Origin of the sequence: Crinalium epipsammum PCC 9333, from assembly GCF_000317495.1 — a bacterium.
Taxonomy (GTDB): domain Bacteria; phylum Cyanobacteriota; class Cyanobacteriia; order Cyanobacteriales; family PCC-9333; genus Crinalium; species Crinalium epipsammum.
In genome coordinates, this window is record NC_019753.1 from 1,148,700 (window position 1) to 1,168,469 (window position 19,770).

General features: G+C 41.6%; 17 protein-coding genes, 1 tRNA gene and 1 CRISPR repeat array (1 of these 19 cut by a window edge). Of the genes, 11 read left to right on the top strand and 7 right to left on the bottom strand.

Going from position 1 to position 19,770, the window contains the following annotated elements; translation table 11 throughout:
* Positions 1–33: 33 nt before the first annotated feature.
* Together CRI9333_RS04960 and CRI9333_RS04965 are read right to left on the bottom strand one after the other, a co-directional pair.
* Positions 34–603, bottom strand: a complete 570-nt coding sequence (locus CRI9333_RS04960) for a Uma2 family endonuclease (RefSeq protein ID WP_015202068.1) — start codon at positions 601–603, stop codon at positions 34–36.
* 81 nt (positions 604–684) lie between these two features.
* Positions 685–1,674: an aspartate carbamoyltransferase catalytic subunit gene (locus CRI9333_RS04965; protein WP_015202069.1), complete on the bottom strand. Its 990-nt coding sequence runs from the start codon at positions 1,672–1,674 to the stop codon at positions 685–687.
* 437 nt (positions 1,675–2,111) lie between these two features.
* On the opposite strand from CRI9333_RS04965, the gene CRI9333_RS04970 reads away from it, so the two are divergent.
* The gene (locus CRI9333_RS04970) at positions 2,112–2,717 is read left to right on the top strand and encodes an HPP family protein (protein ID WP_015202070.1); all 606 of its coding nucleotides are present in this window, start codon (positions 2,112–2,114) and stop codon (positions 2,715–2,717) included.
* Between the two features lie 250 nt (positions 2,718–2,967).
* Here the strand turns inward: CRI9333_RS04970 and mgtE are convergent, their stop codons facing one another.
* Positions 2,968–4,323, bottom strand: a complete 1,356-nt coding sequence (mgtE, locus tag CRI9333_RS04975) for a magnesium transporter (protein WP_015202071.1) — start codon at positions 4,321–4,323, stop codon at positions 2,968–2,970.
* Between the two features lie 217 nt (positions 4,324–4,540).
* On the opposite strand from mgtE, the gene CRI9333_RS04980 reads away from it, so the two are divergent.
* Positions 4,541–5,146, top strand: a complete 606-nt coding sequence (locus CRI9333_RS04980) for a GerMN domain-containing protein (RefSeq protein ID WP_015202072.1) — start codon at positions 4,541–4,543, stop codon at positions 5,144–5,146.
* A 7-nt stretch (positions 5,147–5,153) separates the two neighbouring features.
* Here the strand turns inward: CRI9333_RS04980 and CRI9333_RS04985 are convergent, their stop codons facing one another.
* Positions 5,154–5,750, bottom strand: coding sequence for a DNA-3-methyladenine glycosylase (locus CRI9333_RS04985; RefSeq protein WP_015202073.1), 597 nt, complete (start codon positions 5,748–5,750; stop codon positions 5,154–5,156).
* 292 nt (positions 5,751–6,042) lie between these two features.
* Here CRI9333_RS04985 and CRI9333_RS04995 point away from each other — a divergent pair, with 292 nt between their 5' ends.
* Positions 6,043–7,740, top strand: coding sequence for an MBL fold metallo-hydrolase (locus CRI9333_RS04995; RefSeq protein WP_015202075.1), 1,698 nt, complete (start codon positions 6,043–6,045; stop codon positions 7,738–7,740).
* 27 nt (positions 7,741–7,767) lie between these two features.
* Here the strand turns inward: CRI9333_RS04995 and CRI9333_RS05000 are convergent, their stop codons facing one another.
* Positions 7,768–8,070: a DUF6679 family protein gene (locus CRI9333_RS05000; protein WP_015202076.1), complete on the bottom strand. Its 303-nt coding sequence runs from the start codon at positions 8,068–8,070 to the stop codon at positions 7,768–7,770.
* 1,069 nt (positions 8,071–9,139) lie between these two features.
* On the opposite strand from CRI9333_RS05000, the gene CRI9333_RS05005 reads away from it, so the two are divergent.
* The 3 genes from CRI9333_RS05005 to fba all read left to right on the top strand — a co-directional run bounded on the left by CRI9333_RS05005 (position 9,140) and on the right by fba (position 11,407).
* Entirely contained in the window at positions 9,140–10,030 is an 891-nt protein-coding gene (locus CRI9333_RS05005; RefSeq protein ID WP_015202077.1) for an aldose epimerase family protein, read from the top strand.
* Between the two features lie 66 nt (positions 10,031–10,096).
* A tRNA-Lys gene (locus CRI9333_RS05010) sits at positions 10,097–10,168 on the top strand.
* Between the two features lie 165 nt (positions 10,169–10,333).
* Positions 10,334–11,407 (top strand): class II fructose-bisphosphate aldolase, encoded by a 1,074-nt coding sequence (fba, locus tag CRI9333_RS05015; protein WP_015202078.1) that lies wholly within the window; start codon positions 10,334–10,336, stop codon positions 11,405–11,407.
* Positions 11,408–11,594: 187 nt separating this feature from the next.
* Here fba and CRI9333_RS05020 read toward each other — a convergent pair whose 3' ends face one another.
* Positions 11,595–12,068, bottom strand: a complete 474-nt coding sequence (locus tag CRI9333_RS05020) for a TspO/MBR family protein (RefSeq protein WP_041226374.1) — start codon at positions 12,066–12,068, stop codon at positions 11,595–11,597.
* Positions 12,069–12,742: 674 nt separating this feature from the next.
* On the opposite strand from CRI9333_RS05020, the gene CRI9333_RS05025 reads away from it, so the two are divergent.
* Positions 12,743–13,675, top strand: coding sequence for a hypothetical protein (locus tag CRI9333_RS05025; protein WP_015202080.1), 933 nt, complete (start codon positions 12,743–12,745; stop codon positions 13,673–13,675).
* Positions 13,676–14,127: 452 nt separating this feature from the next.
* Here the strand turns inward: CRI9333_RS05025 and gyrA are convergent, their stop codons facing one another.
* On the bottom strand, positions 14,128–16,788 hold the full coding sequence (gyrA, locus tag CRI9333_RS05030; protein ID WP_015202081.1) for a DNA gyrase subunit A: 2,661 nt from the start codon (positions 16,786–16,788) through the stop codon (positions 14,128–14,130).
* Between the two features lie 335 nt (positions 16,789–17,123).
* Here gyrA and CRI9333_RS05035 point away from each other — a divergent pair, with 335 nt between their 5' ends.
* The 4 genes from CRI9333_RS05035 (at position 17,124) to CRI9333_RS05050 (ending at position 19,686) form a co-directional block, all read left to right on the top strand.
* Entirely contained in the window at positions 17,124–17,435 is a 312-nt protein-coding gene (locus CRI9333_RS05035; RefSeq protein WP_015202082.1) for an RNA recognition motif domain-containing protein, read from the top strand.
* A 239-nt stretch (positions 17,436–17,674) separates the two neighbouring features.
* Entirely contained in the window at positions 17,675–18,226 is a 552-nt protein-coding gene (locus tag CRI9333_RS05040) for a hypothetical protein (RefSeq protein WP_015202083.1), read from the top strand.
* Between the two features lie 156 nt (positions 18,227–18,382).
* Complete coding sequence (gene era, locus CRI9333_RS05045; RefSeq protein WP_015202084.1) at positions 18,383–19,360, top strand: GTPase Era; 978 nt, start codon at positions 18,383–18,385, stop codon at positions 19,358–19,360.
* An 11-nt stretch (positions 19,361–19,371) separates the two neighbouring features.
* Entirely contained in the window at positions 19,372–19,686 is a 315-nt protein-coding gene (locus tag CRI9333_RS05050) for a DUF4926 domain-containing protein (protein ID WP_015202085.1), read from the top strand.
* Positions 19,687–19,766: 80 nt separating this feature from the next.
* A CRISPR array of direct repeats spans positions 19,767–19,770; the repeat unit is 37 nt (it continues 365 nt past the right edge of the window).

The following is a 19,770-nucleotide window of genomic DNA, read 5'->3' on the forward strand; positions in this document are numbered from 1 at the left end:
AGGGAGGGAGGAGGGAGGAGAAGAGTGCCTGCCTCATGCCCAGCTAACACCTTCATACAAAAGTTCAATGGGACACTCAAAATCAATGCTTTTTAATGCGATCGCATCCCCCTCGGTGTAGGGATAGTAAAGCCACATTTTACCTTCCCCTCGCTCATAAACCTCAACAGCTATTTCTTCTGAATCTACTAAAACATACTCTTGCAAACTGGGAATTTGGCGATAGTATTTGAGCTTTTTATTGCGGTCGTAGGAAGCTGTACTAGGAGAAAGCACTTCAATAATAACTTTAGGATGTTGAATAAATTCGCGAGATTTCAAATCTTCGGGTTCGCAACTAACCACTAAATCTGGATAGAAATAACGACTGTTTTTATTAGCCTGAACTTTTACATCTGATACATTAACTCGACAGCCTCTCTTTCTTAGATGGGGTCTTAGTGCTGTATAGAAGTTAAGGGCAATATCATTATGAGGAATACTACCCCCTGTTATCGCTAAAATCTCGCCATCAACATATTCATGGCGAAATTCCTGCTTGGCTTCCCATTCTAGATATTCTTCAGCCGTCATTTTTTGAGGGTATTGAGGCTCGGAAATCATAATCTTTTCCTGAAGCTATAATTCTTGTAGAGACGTACTATAGTACGTCTCTACATTCATTTTTGCACAGGTCTTTTGACATCAAGCTTTACCACTACCCATCAAATAAAGCAGTGCCATCCGCACAGCAACTCCATTAGTCACCTGCTGAGGAATTAAACTTAACTCTGGGTCATCCATTAAATCAGAACTAATTTCAACTCCCCTGTTAGCTGGTCCAGGGTGTAAAATTTTAACACCAGGTTTGCATAACTTTAGGCGATCGCGCGTAATTCCATATCGCTGATGATATTCTCGCAAACTTGGTAACAAATGCTGGGTCATTCGTTCTTTTTGTAACCGCAACGTCATCACAAAATCAGCATCTTGCAAAGCAGGTTCAATTTCCCAATGTAAAAATAGCTTTCCAGGTCGATTTGTACCAAAGTGAGTAAATAATTGTGGTACTAAAGTTGGTGGCGCAGCTAAATGTACCTCAGCGCCACTCGCTGTTAAACTCCAAATATTCGATCTGGCAACCCGCGAATGTAAAATATCTCCAACAATAGCAATTTTTTTATCTGCAAGCAGTTCTAAATTAGGGTTTGTCGCATTTAATACAGAACAGATGGTAAATAAATCTAATAATCCTTGAGAAGGATGTTCATGTTGACCATCACCAGCATTTAAAATTCCCACGCGCACACCTAAGCGATCCATTTCCTGTGCGATCGCCTGTGGTACACCCGCTTCCTTATGCCGAATTACCATCATATCTGCACCCATAGCCAGATAAGTCTTGGCTGTATCCAAAATTGTTTCTCCCTTAGTTAAGGAAGATGTACTGGGCGCAAAATTAATCGTGTCAGCCGAAAGGCGTTTAGCAGCCAATTCAAAACTGCTACGAGTGCGAGTAGATGATTCAAAAAACAAATTAGCAACCACCTGTCCCTGCAACGTCGGCACCTTCTTCACCCGCCGCGATAATACTTCCCGAAAACTAGCCGCAGTCTGCAACACTGTGTTGTACTCCTCTGGGACAAAATCAGCTAGTGAAAGAATGTGGTGGCGTGTCCAGGTGCTAGTAGTCATATAGATAATTTATAAATCCAGTAACAAATTACACCAATAAGGCAATTGAGAAAATTTCGATTTAAAAGCCTTTCAGCCAATATATAAGAAAAAATCATTTGAATGATTGGTTATTTATATATGTCTTGAGTACAATTTTAAAGCTTAAAAAGATAGTGTAAAGTAAATGTCAAGAATTGATGACATTAGTAAGATTTTTACTAATATTGGGATTTTTCACCAATAACCTTGGTTAATTTTTTATGAAAAAACGACTAATATAAAATGTTTTATTTCATAAATTGTAGTTTAGTTTTGAGCGATTATTAAATAGTATTATTCAATCATAGCTGAGTTTAACTAATAAAAAAATATTTTTTTATTAGTGTTTTTTTGACAGCACTATTATAAATTCAAGATTTTTTTAATTTAGCGATTTGTTTATTGCCGTGAATTTTATGAAAAAAACTTTACCCAAGAAAAGAACTATTTACACCATTTTACCCAAATCTAGTTACCAAAAAGTTAAGTTAAAATGGGAAAGTTACTGGTTCAAAATCGCCGGAAAGTGGCGTTCCTGCCCTCTAGCCTGCCCTATAGATAGACCTCATCACAAACATATCTTTTGGAGTTGGCTAGGTAGTTTTATAGCAATTGGTGTTACAGCATACCTATCTGCAAAAACAAATTCTCCTCTCATCATGGCTCCGTTTGGTGCTAGTAGCGTACTAATATTTGGCGTACCTGATAGCCCTTTAGCACAACCACGTAATTTTGTTGGTGGCAACTTGCTAGCAGCTTTAGTTAGCTTAATTATTTTATATATCTTCGGTTCAGAACCTTGGACAATGGGATTAGCAGTAGCTACCGTAATTGGCTTGATGCAGTTTACCGGAACTGTGCATCCTCCTTCAGGCGCAGTTGCTTTAGTAGTTATGATGACTAAACCTTCTTGGGACTTTTTATTAACTCCAGCCTTGGAAGGTTCTGTGATTATATTATTATGCGCGGTAGTTTTTAATAATTTGTCGGAAGAAAGGTCTTATCCCAAACACTGGTTTTAGACCTTGATAAAAAGTAGGGACGTTGACAAAGAAAACATCCCTACAAAAGTAATGAATAAATAGTATAGCAACAGCCAAAGCTACCCTTGACAAATCGTGGTTAACATCTGCGTCATCTGCGTCTATCTGCTCACATCTGCGATCAAAAAACAAAACTTCTAATCCAAAACCATAAATCTAATGCCCCAGCACCTCTGGCGGTTGCTATAAATTACATTTTTGGTCGCCAACGCCTAAATCCTGAAAATATTCAGCTTTTAAAATGAAAAACATTCAAAGCTAAAGAAATCATCGAAAGAAAAGTAAAGAAACCTACTGCATCCAATACAGTAGTTAGTAATGGTCCACTAATTAAAGCTGGATCAAGATTTAATCGCTTCAAACCCATTGGAATTAAAGTTCCGAGTGTAGCAGCCACTAATACATTAATCGACATCACCATTGATGCTACTATTGCTACCCATCGCTCATTTGGAGTAGACCAAATCAGGGATAAAATACCCAGAGATAGCCCTAATCCTAAAGCCGTAGCTAAACCAGCCAAAATTTCCTTACGCAGAATTTGCAAAGTATCATCAGGTGTCACCTCACCGACACCTAACCCGCGTACAGTTACCGATAGTGCTTGAATTGCCACATTGCCACTAGCATTAGACAAAATTGGCATAATTACGGCTAAAACTGGTACTAAAGCAATTGTTTTTTGAAAAGGCGCGATCGCACTCGCTGCTCCAACATACAACACAATATTACCTAACAACCAAGGCAACCGCTTGCGAATTGTTACTTGGGGTTCAGATAGTGCAGCTTCGTCACCACCACTCACACCCGCCAGTTTTTGGATATCTTCAGTAGCTTCTTCTTCTAAAATATCTACAACGTCATCAATTGTGATAATTCCCACCAGTCGATCTTCCCGATCAACTACAGGTAGTGCGATTAAGTCATAACGCTTCATTAGTTGCGCGACTTCTTCCTGGGGCATTTCAGTACGCGCCCTCAAAACGCGATCGCTAGCAATATCGCCAATTAAAGCATCAGGTAGCGTGAACAACAACTGTCGCAAAGATACAACCGCCAATAATTTGCGGTTGTCATCCGTAACGTAGGCATAATAAATTGTTTCCTTATCGCGATCGCTTAACCGAATCTTACTTAAAGCTTCACCAACAGTTAGTCCCTCACGCAACCGCACATACTCCGTCGTCATTACCCGACCAGCAGTGCCATCTAAATAACCTAAAATCGTAGCAGTTGCTTGTCGTTCTTCTGAGCTAAGTTGCTGTAATAGTCGCTTGACAACACCAGCAGGTAACTCATCAAATAATGCTGCGCGATCATCAGGTCGCATCGCTTCCACAATCTGACGTATATGAGTATCGTGCAACGAACCAATTAGTTCTTCTTGCACTTCGGGAGGTAAATATTCAAATACATCAATTGCCTGACCTTTATTGAGCAATCGAAATGCGATCGCCCGACGTTCTGCGGGTAATTCTCCAATATAATCCCCCACATCAACGGCTGGCAAGTGATTAAGTTCAAACTTTAGCTGGTTTAAATCCGCAATGTCCGACAGTGAAGTCAGATTTTCCTGTGTAAGCATATAGCCTCCTAAGTCTCCCCTGCACTGGGAGACTTGTCCACCAGGCTAGGGGAGATTACTACTTTTCGGGAATGGACTTCGGTCCATAAAATTTATAGAAATCAATACTGATATCAACTATACATACCAGTAAATCTATGCTATCCCCTGAAGGAATAATTCACAATCACAGATAAGTACTAATCCCTTACCTATTCCCAGCAAGATTGATCAAATTATGTATTTATTTAATAAGTATCTTTACTCTGTCTTAACTGGCGTAATCGCTATTAGTCTCAGTAGTTGTAATTATCTGCACGCTAACACTAGCAACAAAACTAACTTACAATCTCTGGCAGATCAGACAAATTTTAAAACTCCACTTAAAGCAGATAAATCAACATTGATTTCAGCTAAAACAGTAAATCCCACAATTATTGTTAAGCCGCAAATCACCACTAATATCAACAAAAAAACTGCGATCGCTACCTCCAAAAACTCAATCACAGCCACCATATATCAAGCAGATAATCAGTGCCAAAATTTAGTACCAAAAAAAGTGGTAATCCCAGCTAAAAATTCCTTACAAGCAGCACTAGGAGAAGTATTAGAACCGCGCAACAGTGATTTTATTTTAGCTGGGTATCGCGTCAGCGTAAATTCAAATCGTGTTGCCACCGTTGATTTGCGAGTTGCACCTGATTCCCAACGAACATTTACCTCTCTATCCAGTTGTGAGCAATTTGCTTTATTTGGCAGTATCAAAAAAACCTTAACTAATAATCCAACTTGGAAAATTAAAGAAGTTCGCTTTACCCAACAAGGCGAAGAAATTTATTTATAAACAAAATCTAAAGTTTAGAAACAGCAGGACAATCCTTAAGATACCAACGCCAAGGCAAATCAATTCCTTGCGACAAACCAATTCTGGTAGTTTGTACCAATTGAGGTTGAAATTCAATCGCACGATGTTCTAACCACAAAGGTTGACCTGGCTGTAAAACTAATCCATTCAAACTCAGATCAATTTTGAATACCTCGCAAAGCTTACCAGGTCCCGCCGCCAAGCGATGAAATTTTGACGGCTGATTTGTTTCTATCCAATTAGGTAAAGACTCAAGCTGCAAAGCACGAATTAAAACAGCACTAGCAACCCCAACTTGATCCGTAACAACATTTAAACAGTGGTAGCGACCATAAATTAAATAAACATAGCTCACTCCAGCGCCTTCAAACATCACTCCATTGCGAGTTGTTCTACGTCGATAAGCATGGCAAGCTGGATCACCAGGGCAATAGGCTTCAGTTTCTACAATCATTCCTCGCAGAACTTCCCCATCTGCCATTTGTCGCACCAGCATACATCCTACTAAATCTGGTGCTACCTCAGTAGCTGGACGCTCCAGCCAGTTTGATTCTACAATCTGGTTAAATTTGGTAAAATCCATCAAAATACAATTTGAAACGCCCTGTTCACATCATTAACAAAAAAATATGGATGTCAAACTGATTTTAGTAATATTAACCGTTGTTTTCACCGTGTCTTGCCTATTCTTTGGCACTAAAAACGGATTTTATGATTCCGACAACTATCATGGCAACGGTTCTGCCCACTAAATAGCATTCAGCACTCAGCCGTCAGCCATTGATCTGAGTGACTACAAGCAAAAAACAGTTAAGCAATCGGCTAAAATTCTCTTACCTGATAGCTGATGGCTGATAGCTAATCGCTAAGAAATCATGAGTCAAAGTCTGTCGGCATTTTCTCAGAGTAATGAAGAATTAGCCTGTTTTCCCTTTGGCGTAGGTCATGCAGACGAAGGGGTTTGTTTATTAGTACGGATGGGTCCCTACCGCATTCTGCTCGACTGTGGTATAGAAGATATTTCACCTTTATTAACTTCTGGGAAGCCACCAGCCGACCTCGTACTATGTAGCCATGCTCATTCAGACCACGCCAAGGGTTTGTTAGCGTTACATCAAGCTTTTCCCAAGTTGCCGATTTACGCCAGTGACGTGACTAGCCAACTGTTGCCCCTTAACTGGTCAGATCGGGAATCTGAAATCCCACAATTTTGTCAAGCTTTATCTTGGCGATCGCCCGTAGAGTTTCAAGATGGTTTATGCGCCGAATTATTTCCCTCTGGACATCTACCAGGGGCGGCAGCCATTCTCTTAACTTATACAGGCTTGTACAGGTCTTACACCATCCTCTATACAGGTGATTTTTTCCTTTCTAATTCAAGGCTGGTAGAAGGATTACCCATAGATGCCTTAAGGACTGTTGAGCCAGACGTACTCATAATTGAAGGTAGTTATGGCACAGCCCGCCATCCCCATCGTCGTCAGCAGGAAAACCAGTTAGCAGAGCGAATTAATAGAGCGATCGCACAACAAGATTCTGTACTCCTCCCAGTCCCCAACCTTGGTCTAGGTCAAGAACTTTTGATGCTGCTACGAAGCCATCACCTGTTCACGGGTCGAGATTTAGATATATGGGTAGATCAAACCGTAGCTGGTGGTTGTGACGCTTACCTAGAAATCCTTCCTAACCTACCCGCCTCAGTACAAAACTTTGCGCGACATCAATCATTATTTTGGGATGAACGGGTACGCCCGCGTGTGCGTCGGTTAGACCCAGAACAAGCTTCCACTACTGGAAAATCCCCTAGTATTATCCTCACCCCTCAAACTGTAGATTTGAGTCAATACTGCCAACCAGATAGCAAATCTTGGCTAGTACTAATACCCCAACAACCCAGGTACTCAGTTAATCCTGACTTTTCCCATCTTCCACCGGAAATCTCAAAACGCACTCAAATAGAAACCTATTTATTAGCCCAACATTCTGACGGTCTTGGAACCACTCAATTAATCCATAATTTACGTCCCAAGCACGTAATTTTCATTCACGGTTCCCCAACATACCTTGCCGACTTAACCAGCTTAGACGAATTGCAGAACCGCTACCACCTGCATTCTCCTGGCGCTGGTACTTTGGTAGAACTACCCATTGGTGAAACCTTTGTACAACCAGCAGCCCCAGCAGAAACCAACTATGAAGGCGAGTTAACCGAACTAGAAACCCTAGTAACAATCACCCTACCAAACACTATAGCGACAGATCCGCGTTGGCAAAACTTTGGCGATACTGGCTTAATAGAAGCGCGTTGGCAGGGAGAAGAATTGGTATTGCGGGGGTTATCACAACGCGAACTGATGACCCAAAGAAGCAATGCCCGTGTCCCGATAGACCTTGAATGCTGCGGTAACTGCCTTTATATGCGATCGCAGAGGTGTTGGAACCCAGCATCTCCCCTGTACGGTTTTAAAGTGACACCAGAGGGCTATTGTCCTGTTTTTGAGCCAGCACCGCCAGAGGCTAAAAAGGATGAAGGAGGACGAGGCAGCAAAGGTGCCAGGGAAGAAGAAAATTAATTAACTCCTCCCCCCTCTCTAGCGTCCTTACTCTTCTGGAAAACGAGGGCGAATTTGTTCAGCTTCTGGACAATCATCAGAAACTAGCGGTTCGGCGTTGCCTTTTGGTACAGAAGCTAACTTCTGACTTACTGCACCAATGCTTTCCAAACGAACCATCTCTTCCCAAGAACACATTTCATCTTCTTCATCAATCTCGTAGCGAATCGTAACTAAATCTCCTTCGATGTCAAGAATGCGAGCCCGTTCAATCCAACGTTGTTGATCCCGCAAGAAAATACAGACCTCACGACCATCGCAACAGAGTTGATAAATCTTGCGGTGTAGCATGGGTTGCTTCTCCTAATCAGATAATTTTTTATATTCTTAAAGAAACTGCGATCCCAAAGTACAGGGACACAGAATTTATGGAGCTTCAAAAAACTTAAACCAGGTAACTTTACTTGGTTATGTATCCTTATACACAATTTCTCGGTGAAATCGGTATATGGCTGACCAGCAGTTACCATCGTAAATATCCAATCCTAAATTCCCAACTCAAATTTAATGCCTTTGTTATTTGTGAGTAACGATAATTGCTCTTTGGTAAGGGATTGAAATGCTGTTAGCGATTTAATTTGAAAGTGTAGCTTAAATCGGGTAAGAATTTGGCAATTTTCTAGATAATTGTTTTAATGGTGGCAATCTACCTGAGCTAGGCTCATGCGGATATCTCAACGGCGAAAGACACTGGCATCGCGACAAGGACAGGTTTAAATATACTTGTCTAATTTTACCTGATAATAAGTCACGTTGCCTTGGCATTCACACAAAATAAGCATTGCGGCTGAGAACAAAATCTCTTTTCTCTACCAAAAAGGGCAAGCAGATAGCAAAGTTAGCGGCTTTCTGATCGTCATCAGAAAAATGGGTAGAAACCCCGTGCTTGGAGCATCGGCTTTACATTAATTTAAATCCCCTCGCGGGGTGGAAGGGTATGGTTGCCCCTCCGATGAGGTATGGTTGCCTCAAACTCCCATTTCTGGGGTAAAGTTAGCTTCGCCAAGGTTTTCTGAGCTTGTTAGGCTAGCAGCACTACTTCAGTGACCTTAAAGTTGGTTTAACTACTAGCGACAGAGCAGGGGACTAGCTTCGCATCCCAAGGTGTCGTGACTCAAAAAACGTAGTCAAGTTTTGACTTAGGCTGGTCAGGATGGCTTATTAGATTTCTCTTTCAAGCCTCATGCCTTTAGGCTGAGGTTCCTGACGCACTCTGTAATATTAGTTCATACTAATATTCTAGCCATAAATAGGAGCGATCGCACAAAGTTAAAAATATCTAAATTTCAGCACAAGTAGCGACAAAAGCCTGTTAAATCAAAGGCTACGGCTAAACATACCAAAATTTTTAGGGGAAACAATGTTTGCGATCGCACAAAAGCAGCAGCAATATAAAACCTATATCCTCTCCGATGACAAGTCCCAATCACAACTTGAAGTCGTTCCTGAGCGAGGAGGTATCATCACAAGCTGGCGTATCCAAGGACAAGAAATTCTTTACTTAGACGCTGAACGCTTTACCAAGCCAGACTTAAGTGTACGGGGCGGCATCCCCATTTTGTTTCCCATCTGTGGTAACTTACCCGAAAACACCTATACATTTCAAAATCAGCCATACACCCTTAAGCAACACGGTTTTGCTCGTGACTTGCCTTGGGAAGTTACAGAGCAAGTAACCCAAGACCGCCTCAGCCTTACCATAGTACTGAACAGCAACGATCAAACCCGTGCTGTCTACCCGTTTGATTTTCAACTAGCCTTCACCTACGAACTTATTGGCAATACTTTAAAGATTCACCAACGCTACACCAATCATGGGGCAACGACAGCAGGATTATCCTTAGAACAGATGCCCTTTTCTACAGGTTTACATCCTTACTTCTGGACACCCCATAAGACACAGTTGCAGTTTGAAATTCCCTCATCTGAGTATTACGACCAAATTCATCACACAACCCATCCTTTTAGCGGTGAATTTAATTTCACCCAAGATGAAATTGACGTAGCCTTCAAGCAACTAAGCAGTAATTCTGCAACCATTACTGATAATGGGCGCAAATTAAAATTAACCCTCAGCTACGACGATAGCTATTCCACCTTAGTTTTTTGGACAGTCAAGGGCAAAGACTATTACTGCATAGAACCTTGGACTGCTGCCCGCAATGCTCTTAATACTGGGGAAAGCCTGCTCCAGCTAGAACCAGGAGCAAGTTTGGAGACTCATGTGAGCCTTACAGTAAATTTTTTCTAAAAAAACCTTTGACTTTTTAGAAAATTATGTTAGATTGATAAACGTTGTGAAAACAACGGATACATCGGGTCGCTAACTCAACGGTAGAGTACTCGGCTTTTAACCGATTTGTTCCGGGTTCGAATCCCGGGCGACCCATATTAAACAACATAAAATAATTTTATATCCCTGAAAGAAAGAGAACATCTCAATTTCAGATATGATTTATTAGAGTTTGGTAAAGTATCTTAAGATTGTCGTAATAATTACGCTCATATCAAGCTAACTAGCTGCTCACAACATAAAAATTTAGGAGGACTATCTATGGCGCTCGTACCAATGCGTTTGCTGCTGGATCATGCGGCTGAGAATGGCTATGGCATCCCAGCTTACAACGTCAATAACATGGAGCAGATTCAAGCCATCATGAAGGCTGCCCATGAGACAGATAGCCCTGTGATTTTGCAAGCTTCTCGTGGCGCACGTAAGTACGCTGGGGAATCTTTCCTGCGCCATCTGATTTTGGCTGCGGTTGAAACCTATCCTGATATCCCCATTGCCATGCACCAGGATCATGGTAACAGCCCTGCTACTTGCTACTCAGCAATGAGTCATGGTTTCACCAGCGTGATGATGGATGGCTCACTGGAGGCAGATGCTAAGACTCCATCTAGCTTTGAATACAACGTTGATGTTACCCGCAAAGTTGTGGAAGTTGCTCACGCTATTGGTGTCAGCGTTGAAGGCGAACTCGGTTGCTTAGGTTCTTTGGAAACTGGGCAGGGTGAAGCGGAAGATGGTCACGGCTTTGAAGGTACATTGTCCCACGACCAGCTTTTAACTGACCCAGATGAAGCAGTTCAGTTTGTAGAACAAACTGGTGTAGATGCTTTAGCTGTTGCGATTGGTACCAGTCACGGCGCGTATAAGTTTACCCGCAAACCAACTGGCGAAATTTTGGCAATTAGCCGGATTGAAGAAATTCACCGCCGTCTGCCTAACACCCACTTGGTAATGCACGGTTCTTCCTCCGTACCTGAAGATTTGCTAGCTTTAATCAACCAATACGGCGGCAAGATTCCTGAAACCTATGGTGTACCTCTCGAAGAAATCCAAAAGGGTATCAAGAGTGGTGTCCGTAAGGTGAACATTGACACCGATAACCGCTTGGCAATTACTGCTGCGGTACGTGAAGCTTTAGCTGCAAAACCAGAAGAATTTGATCCTCGTCACTTCTTGAATCCTTCTATCAAATATATGCAGAAGGTTTGTGCTGAACGTTACCAAGCTTTTAGTGCTGCTGGTAATGCTAGCAAGATTAAGCCAATTTCTCTGGATGATTTTGCAGCTAAGTATGCTAAGGGCGAATTAACTGCTAAGAAAGCTGTAACTGTATAGTTTTGATGAAATTTAAGGGCGAATAGATAGCTTCGTCGCTTATTCAGATTTGGGTAGTCTTTGGGCTACCCTTTTTTTATTTAGCAAATATAGCAGTCAGCTATCAAGCAGTCTTAGACAAGTTGATCGAGAATGAACCTTGTGTAATCTTTTAGTCTAAGCAGTTTTACAACTCTGGTGAGTGCATTTAAGCGTCGTTAGGATTAATCTTCATCATTTCCCAAGTTGTATAAGTACCGATAGGACTCCAAATAACATAAGGGAGTAGTAACAAAGATGCCCAGCCGGAGATAGGGAAGACAACTAATAACAGAATCAGCCCTAAAATAGAGCCGATACCACCGACTATTGTGCCAGCTTTCAGGCTACGCAGCCTTAACATTACTGGATTGTAAGCAACGATCGCAATTTCTACTAGCAGATAAAATGCCATTAGTAGCCAGGTTTTAGTGCTACCTGGGTCGCGCGTCCATACAATATAAGCTGACCAAGCACCGCAAATAAATACTATTGTCCAAATAATCGGGATAGCAGGTTCAAAAGTTAGCCATCTGGGGCGTTGTAAGCGTTTAAACCATCTAACATCATCAGGAGTAACAATGTTACTCCCCATTGCTACTAATAATGTTACGCCCCCGATTACCATCCAGGGTTTAATAATCATGCTTTTACCCTTAAGCCGTATGCAGCGATTTTGTCAGGTTAAGGCATAGGTTGTAATCACTCAGGGGGTTGAATATTATTGTTTTATGGGGGCTCACTTAAATCTTGATGTTGTTTTAAGTTAGATGTTTCCTCATCAGGTGGATGTGACTTTGGTATATTTGGCGGGTATCTAGCTTCTTCACAATAATTAACGTAACCTAATTGCACAGAGTTTTGTGGTGCAAAATATTCTGAAAATATGGAGAATTTAACCCTCTTTAGTCACTCCCAGGAATTAATAATCGAAGTCAGACTCTAGGAGTTTGATTTCATAAAAGTTTGAGGGTTTATTTTTTAACAGCAACTCAAATTTAAAGCACACAACTGGGAATTAAAGCCCCAAAAGGCTTTCAAAGATTGGTTTCTCCCAGTCTGACAAAAGAGCGTTAAATTATACATTTAGGTATACGCGATCTTATACATCCCTGGTATAGATTTATTTATAGGCATTACACACTTATACAAATAAAAAAGCTAATGGTTGACTTGGTAGCCGTTAGTCCTATGGGCGTTGTTTCTCTGCATACTTGATTATTTACGAGATACGAGTGAGGATGTCTTGCACTGTGCGTCCTAACCGCATTGGCGGTTGCTATAGTATTCAAGCCTTTGTTAACTATGGAGTAAATTATGAAATATTCTCGTTTTAATAGCCGTCGCAACTTCATTTGGATGGTGGGGATAAGTTCGCTGGGAGCAGCACTTGGAGGACTTAGCAGAAAATCTTTAGCACAACGACCCCCTATTGTTAATCCTATCTCTCCCAACCCAAGGAGCTTTCGCTTGGCTCCAAATACTCAAGTTCTTCTAAGAGATATTAAGCTAGCAAATCCGAACGATCTAACCTCGCTATCCAAATCTAGAAGAGTAGCACCAGAGGTACTTGATTCAGCCTTTGATAAATTGAATGAGGCGTTCTCATTTAACCCATCTTCCGGACAGTTGACAAGAAATCCTGCTGTTCGATTAAGTTCAGATGAAGAAGAGGTTGTCCAGCAAATTCTTGCTGGCTATCAAGGTCAAGTGCAGGCAGGTGAAATAAAACTACGCCGTGGTACAAACCAAAAATTTATTCCACTAACTGCTGAACCAGAAGAAAGTCGCCAAGGATCTGTTAGACAGATTATTCGACCTAATACAGAGATTCTTCAACCTAATACAGAGATTCTTCGACCTAATTTTAAATCTACTGAAAAACTAGCTAAACCGGAGGAAATTTTAGGTCTTTCTACGTTTTCTCCATTTGACACCAACTCCAAGCCAGTCGGCTCTGACAGTTACCTTCTAGCTCAGGGATGTGGCTGGCAGTGGTGGCGAAAATTCTACTGGTGGGGAGTTAGACTTAGCTTTAATAGAACCGCAGTTAACTGGATCGCCGGGGCAGCAGGAGGAGCTGCAAGCGTACTAGCTGCAATGGGAATTACTGGAATAGCAGCAGTAATAGTTGGAGCAATAGGTGCAGGTCTGAAAGCACTTTCTAATAACAATGGAATCCGAATTTACATAACTTGGGCGGGAGTTTCGTGGGCACTACCCAAACCAACATCTTCCGGTGGTTGCTAAGGGTTAGTGCGATCGCCGATCTTGTAGTAGCACAGCAAGCTTAACTTGCTGGGTAGAAAAAATCTGAAAGAGTTCAGAATTGTGTCTTTTTAGCCTTTAGCGACCCAATCTTTTAAGCTGGACGTGCTAAGTAAAACAACTTTAAAAAATATCAAAAAGAACCCCAGCCCCTCCCTTTAATAAGGGGAGGGGAGTTTGTTTTATGTTTAATTATGTTGAAGTAATTATTTTAACCCTGCAATTAACCGCAATATCTTACTATTTAATACCACAACCATAATGTCCTACCAAAATTTGTTAGTTTTCCGCTAAAATGTCCAACTTCTGAATGTAGAAAGTAGATGCTAATACGATAGTGGGAGATGTAGTATTTTATTTAGGTTTGATTATTAGCTGGAAAGTAGGGACACTGCATAAACATTAAATTACAGTGTCCCTTACTTATTACAGTGTTACTCTGCTTCTTCCTCCTCACCATTAGAAGGAGGAACTAAAGCCACAGCCGCGATCGCATCATCCTCATCTAAACGCTGCACCCTTACCCCAGTTGCTTCCCGCGACTGGGACGGAATAGCACTCACACTCTGACGAATGATAATTCCTCGGCTAGTAATCATCATTAACTCATCTTCTGCATTCACTACCCGCAGTGAAATTAGTTGGTCTTTACCTTTGCGAGTCTTAAACTTGGTAGCAATTAAACCTTTACCAGCGCGATTTTGCAAGCGGAATTGAGACACAGGTACTCGCTTACCATAGCCCCCCATAGTAACCACTAACACCCAAAGACCAGTACTTTTAACTGCTGAATCTTCTTGTACTTCTAAGCCTTCTTGAAGTTCTAAGTCCTCAGTTTCATCTGCAATTTCTACTACAGATAAATCTTCAGTTTCATCTGCAATTTCTATTACAGATAAATCTTCAGTTTCTTCTGTTTCAGAAGCTACTTCTTCAAACTCAGGACTCGCCAAAACAGCACTAGGAATAATATCCATGCTGATCAGTTCGTCGCCTTTACGCAAATTCATCGCCCTAACTCCTCGTGTAGCACGACCGAGAGGACGCAATTGCTCATGGCTAGTTCTAAAATGAATTGCCATCCCTTGGCGTGAAGCAATGATAATGCTTTCTTCTGCTCTAGCGCGTCTTACCCATCGAAGTTGATCACCTTCTTCTAGGGAAATAGCTATTAACCCATTTGCCCGAATATTACCAAAAGCAGATAGTGCTGTCTTCTTAATGAAACCGCCTTGAGTCAGCATTACCAGATATTCTTCGCTGGTAAATTCTGATACTGGCACTATTGAGGTAATTTTCTCATTTCGGGGAATTGGTAACAGTTGTACAATCGGTACACCACGACTGGTACGAGAAGCACCTGGAATTTGGTAAGCTCTCAGGCAGTAAACCACACCGCGATCGCTAAAGAATAAAATACTATCGTGATCGCAACAGGTGAGGAAATGCTCTACCCCATCATCTTCTTTCATCTTAGCTCCAGCTTTCCCTCTGGTAGCACGACTTTGTGCTTCAAAGGTATTAACTGGCATCCGTTTGATATAGCCTTGTTCTGTTAGTAGAATTAAAGCTTTTTCATTGGCAATTAAGTCGGTATCATCAAGCCCACCAAGCCCGTGTTCAATTACCGTCCGGCGTGGGGTGGCGTGAGTTGCTCTAATGTCCTTAACTTCTGTTTCAATAATCTCCAGGATGCGGCTTCTTCTAGCTAAGATGTCCTTTAAGTCTGCAATTTGCGCTTGTAATTCGTCGTGTTCCATCCGAATCTTTTCAGCTTCCAATGCTGTCAAGCGTCGCAGTTGCATCTGCAAAATTGCATCTGCTTGTTGTTCCGAAAGCGCATAAGTTTCCATCATTTCTTGACGCGCTGTGGCTGTATCTGCCGCCCTGCGGATCAACTCAATTAATACATCCAGGTTTAACAGCGCAATTAATAGCCCTTGCAGCAAATGATCGCGGTCTTCGGCTTTACGCAGTTCATATTGCGTCCGTCGAGTAATTGCTTCAATGCGGAAATCTAAGAAAACTTCGAGGAACTTTTTAAGGGTAAGAAGCTGGGGTTCGCCGTTGACGATCGCCAACATATTACACCCAAAGTTAGCTTGTAAGGGTGTTTGTTTGTAAAGGTTATTTAAAACTACACGGGGATAACAATCGCGTTTAAGTTCTATCACGATTCTCATCCCATCGCGATCGCTTTCATCCCGAATATCGGCAATTCCTTCCAACCGCTTCTCGTTCACCATTTCGGCGATCTTCTCGATCAAAGCGGCTTTATTGGTTTGGTATGGTAACTCTGTAATAATAATTGCTTCGCGGTCGGGACGACCACGATTTTCTACTGTTTCAATTGTCGCGACACCCCGCATCGTGATTGAACCACGACCTGTAGTGTATGCTTCCTTAATTGCAGCAGTTCCCAAAATTTGCGCCCCAGTGGGGAAATCTGGACCAGGGACATACTGCATTAGTTCTACATCAGTAATCTCTGGATTGTGGATCAGCGTTACTAAGGCATCGATCAATTCTCCCAAATTATGCGGGGGAATATTAGTCGCCATCCCCACTGCAATACCTGATGAGCCATTGAGTAATAACTGAGGAATCCTTGCAGGTAATACTAGCGGTTCTTGTTGCGAACCATCAAAGTTATCGCCGAAATCAACGGTTTCTGCCTCAATATCCCGCAGCATCGCATCGGCTGTCAATGCTTGCAAGCGACATTCTGTGTATCGCATTGCTGCTGCTGGATCGTTATCTACTGAGCCAAAATTACCATGTCCATTGATTAAAGGCGATCGCATGGAGAAATCCTGCGCCATCCGTACTAAGGCATCGTATACGGCGGTATCCCCGTGCGGGTGGTATTTACCCAGTACTTCCCCCACCACACGAGCGCACTTCCTAAACGGACGATCTGGACTCAGCCCCAATTCGTGCATCGCATACAGGATACGACGATGGACAGGTTTTAGACCATCCCTAGCATCTGGCAGCGCCCGACCTACAATCACGCTCATTGCGTATTCCAGATAAGAGCGAGACATTTCGTTACGCAGATCTGTGGGGACAATCCGCTCTTGGGAAGTGGTCATATACTAAAAAAACTCCGTTTAAAATATCATTCAGCAGCTATAGGCTGAAAAATTTAGAAAAAGGCTTTTTAGCCTTATTATGGTTGCTAAATATAGCCACTTACGTTTACAATTTTAACATTATTTGTTTGTTCCGTCTTCTAGTAAGTAAGTAAAAATACTAAAGTAGACAAAATAGTGGTTGTAAGCATCACAACAGGCGATCGCACTAATCACCTACATCTGTGCTAAAGTTATCACTGAGAATAAATTCGGCTGTGCAGTATGTTATTAAGTTTGACTGGTGTTTCTCCGAATAGACATCTCTACACCTTTGCTATTCAGGAGATTTCACCATGTCTGTATATGTAGGCAATTTGTCCTTTGATGTTACCCAAGATGATTTATCCCAGGCATTTGCCGAATATGGCACTGTAAAAAGTGTACAGCTACCTACTGACCGCGAAACTGGTCGGATGCGCGGCTTTGGTTTTGTGGAAATGTCAAGTGATGCTGAAGAAACGGCTGCTATTGATGCCCTTGATGGTGCAGAGTGGATGGGTCGTGATTTGAAAGTTAATAAAGCTAAACCTCGCGAAGACAGAAGACCTTCTGGTGGTGGTGGTGGTGGTTGGGACAATAATAGAAGATCTTCAAGTCGCTATTAAACCTTGATCCTCAGAAATTAACTCTGAAATCTGAAGGGCAGATAAAGAGTCTGCCCTTTTTTGCTTTTAGCTAAATAAATTTCTCACAATTTCCCAACACAAACGGCGTAGAAGTTCCAATTATTAATTCAAATACGCAAACTTATAACTTGAATTATGCAAACTAAAAAAAATTATTGATTATTTTAACCCGCAACTCAGTTGTGGGGTAATTGATTATTGTTCATTGTTCATTGATTATGACTCCAGACGCGATTCGTATTGTTTCTCAACTTAGACAAGATTTTTACTCTTTGTTCGCTACTGCGATAGGTGTACCCGTGAGAATTAGTGGTAAATCTTATATCAGTAATTCTGCGATCGCCTCTTGGGTAGATGATCAACAACGACTAAATTATTTAAATATTTATCCCTATCTAGCGCCTGATAAATTTATCCCTGAACGTCCTTTTATTCTGCGAATAGCTATCAATAAAAGTGCTGGTAGATTTACTAGGGCAAAGCAGGGAGAAATATGTAAAGGCTTAAATCAAGATTGGGATTTTGAGCTAACTTTACTGCCTGAAGAACTTTTAGATTTTCTACCCTGGATAGTAGGGTTGGTTAATTCTCATAATCGTGGCGGTCAGCCATTTGTTGAGGAACCACCTCATCCGATGAGTTTACAAGTTGCTAATGTTGGCTTATGGAAGAACGCATGGACTCAGAAAGCAAACTTTGTTGCAACCCATTACAAATCGGTAGCACCAGATGGTTTTATTAGTGATTATAGTTTGGAGAGAATTAATTAGCTTATAGCATTCAGCTATCAGCATAGGCTACGCCACGGCGCAAAGCGCCTACAGCTTTTTTAAAAGCCTTCAACCTGTCTTTTGCCCTAAAGGGCAGGGAACCTTAAACCCGTTACGTTTTGGTAAATATTAAATTAAGTAAAAAATCCTACAGAAATGATGGAACATGACCAGGAGATTTCAGCAATAGATAACTTAGACATATCAGCTTTTAGGATTCCGGTAGCGCCAGAAGGGTATAAATCTGGGTTTGTGGGGATTATCGGACGACCAAATGTTGGTAAGTCTACGCTGATGAATCAAATGGTAGGACAAAAAATTGCGATTACTTCCCCAATTGCACAGACGACGCGCAACCGTCTTAGAGGTATTTTAACTACACCACAAGCGCAATTTATTTTTGTAGATACCCCTGGAATTCACAAACCACAGCATAAGCTGGGTGAGGTGTTGGTGCGAAATGCCAAAATTGCGATTGATTCGGTGGATGTGTTGGTGTTTGTGGTAGATGGGGCGGTGGATGCTGGAGGAGGCGATCGCTTTATTGCCGATTTATTGAATAATACTAAAACACCTGTAATTTTAGGTTTAAATAAAATTGACCAAGAACCCGTAAAAAATCAACAACGGGAATATATCGATCAAACTTATACTGAATTAGCAAAACCGCACAATTGGCAGATAGCAAAATTTTCTGCCTTAACTGGGGAAGGGATAGAAACCCTCGAACAGGTATTAATTGATCATTTAGAACCAGGTCCTTATTATTATCCCCCCGATTTAGTAACAGATCAACCGGAACGCTTCATCATGGGAGAATTAATTCGGGAGCAAATTTTGCTGCTAACCCGTGAAGAAGTTCCCCACTCCGTAGCTGTGACTATCGACGTGGTAGAAGAAGATGTAAAAATTACCCGTGTACTTGCCACTATATATGTAGAAAGGGATTCCCAGAAAGGGATTTTGATTGGTAAAGGTGGGGCTATGCTTAAGGCGATTGGAAGTGCGGCGCGGGAACAAATGCAAAAGTTAATTGCAGGAAAGGTTTATTTAGAATTATTTGTGAAAGTGCAACCCAAGTGGAGACAGTCGCGTTTACATTTGGCGGAATTGGGTTATCGGGTAGAAGAGTAAATCTTTTAGCAATGATTAAACCAGAATTACTAGACATCGTAGAAATCCTTGTTAATCTGCCAGAATATCAACAATTTGTTGGCGCTCAAGGAACTATTGTTGAATGCTACGACAGCGAGAATTTTGAAATTGAATTTAGCAACGAAGATGGGGAAACCACTGCATTATGCGCCTTATCTTCTCAGCAATTTATAGTAATTTGGAAAGCCGCAAAAAAACAATGGCTCACACCTGCCGATAAAATCGCCGCCATTTTTAATAACCTATCGGAAGCCAAACGCGAAGAAGTTCTAGATTTTGCCCGTTTTCTCTATCAAAAAGCTTAAACTATTCCATGAAAACCTTCACCGAAGACGAGATAGAACAGCATAATCTCCAACGCTTGAAGTTATCCTAAGATATCTAAATTT

Excerpts from the sequence above, each read along its gene's own strand:
- CRI9333_RS04960 (WP_015202068.1), bottom strand. The coding sequence starts at position 603 with ATGATTTCCGAGCCTCAATACCCTCAAAAAATGACGGCTGAAGAATAT.
- CRI9333_RS04965 (WP_015202069.1), bottom strand. The coding sequence starts at position 1,674 with ATGACTACTAGCACCTGGACACGCCACCACATTCTTTCACTAGCTGAT.
- CRI9333_RS04970 (WP_015202070.1), top strand. The coding sequence starts at position 2,112 with ATGAAAAAAACTTTACCCAAGAAAAGAACTATTTACACCATTTTACCC.
- mgtE (WP_015202071.1), bottom strand. The coding sequence starts at position 4,323 with ATGCTTACACAGGAAAATCTGACTTCACTGTCGGACATTGCGGATTTA.
- CRI9333_RS04980 (WP_015202072.1), top strand. The coding sequence starts at position 4,541 with ATGTATTTATTTAATAAGTATCTTTACTCTGTCTTAACTGGCGTAATC.
- CRI9333_RS04985 (WP_015202073.1), bottom strand. The coding sequence starts at position 5,750 with ATGGATTTTACCAAATTTAACCAGATTGTAGAATCAAACTGGCTGGAG.
- CRI9333_RS04995 (WP_015202075.1), top strand. The coding sequence starts at position 6,043 with ATGAGTCAAAGTCTGTCGGCATTTTCTCAGAGTAATGAAGAATTAGCC.
- CRI9333_RS05000 (WP_015202076.1), bottom strand. The coding sequence starts at position 8,070 with ATGCTACACCGCAAGATTTATCAACTCTGTTGCGATGGTCGTGAGGTC.
- CRI9333_RS05005 (WP_015202077.1), top strand. The coding sequence starts at position 9,140 with ATGTTTGCGATCGCACAAAAGCAGCAGCAATATAAAACCTATATCCTC.
- fba (WP_015202078.1), top strand. The coding sequence starts at position 10,334 with ATGGCGCTCGTACCAATGCGTTTGCTGCTGGATCATGCGGCTGAGAAT.
- CRI9333_RS05025 (WP_015202080.1), top strand. The coding sequence starts at position 12,743 with ATGAAATATTCTCGTTTTAATAGCCGTCGCAACTTCATTTGGATGGTG.
- gyrA (WP_015202081.1), bottom strand. The coding sequence starts at position 16,788 with ATGACCACTTCCCAAGAGCGGATTGTCCCCACAGATCTGCGTAACGAA.
- CRI9333_RS05035 (WP_015202082.1), top strand. The coding sequence starts at position 17,124 with ATGTCTGTATATGTAGGCAATTTGTCCTTTGATGTTACCCAAGATGAT.
- CRI9333_RS05040 (WP_015202083.1), top strand. The coding sequence starts at position 17,675 with ATGACTCCAGACGCGATTCGTATTGTTTCTCAACTTAGACAAGATTTT.
- era (WP_015202084.1), top strand. The coding sequence starts at position 18,383 with ATGATGGAACATGACCAGGAGATTTCAGCAATAGATAACTTAGACATA.
- CRI9333_RS05050 (WP_015202085.1), top strand. The coding sequence starts at position 19,372 with ATGATTAAACCAGAATTACTAGACATCGTAGAAATCCTTGTTAATCTG.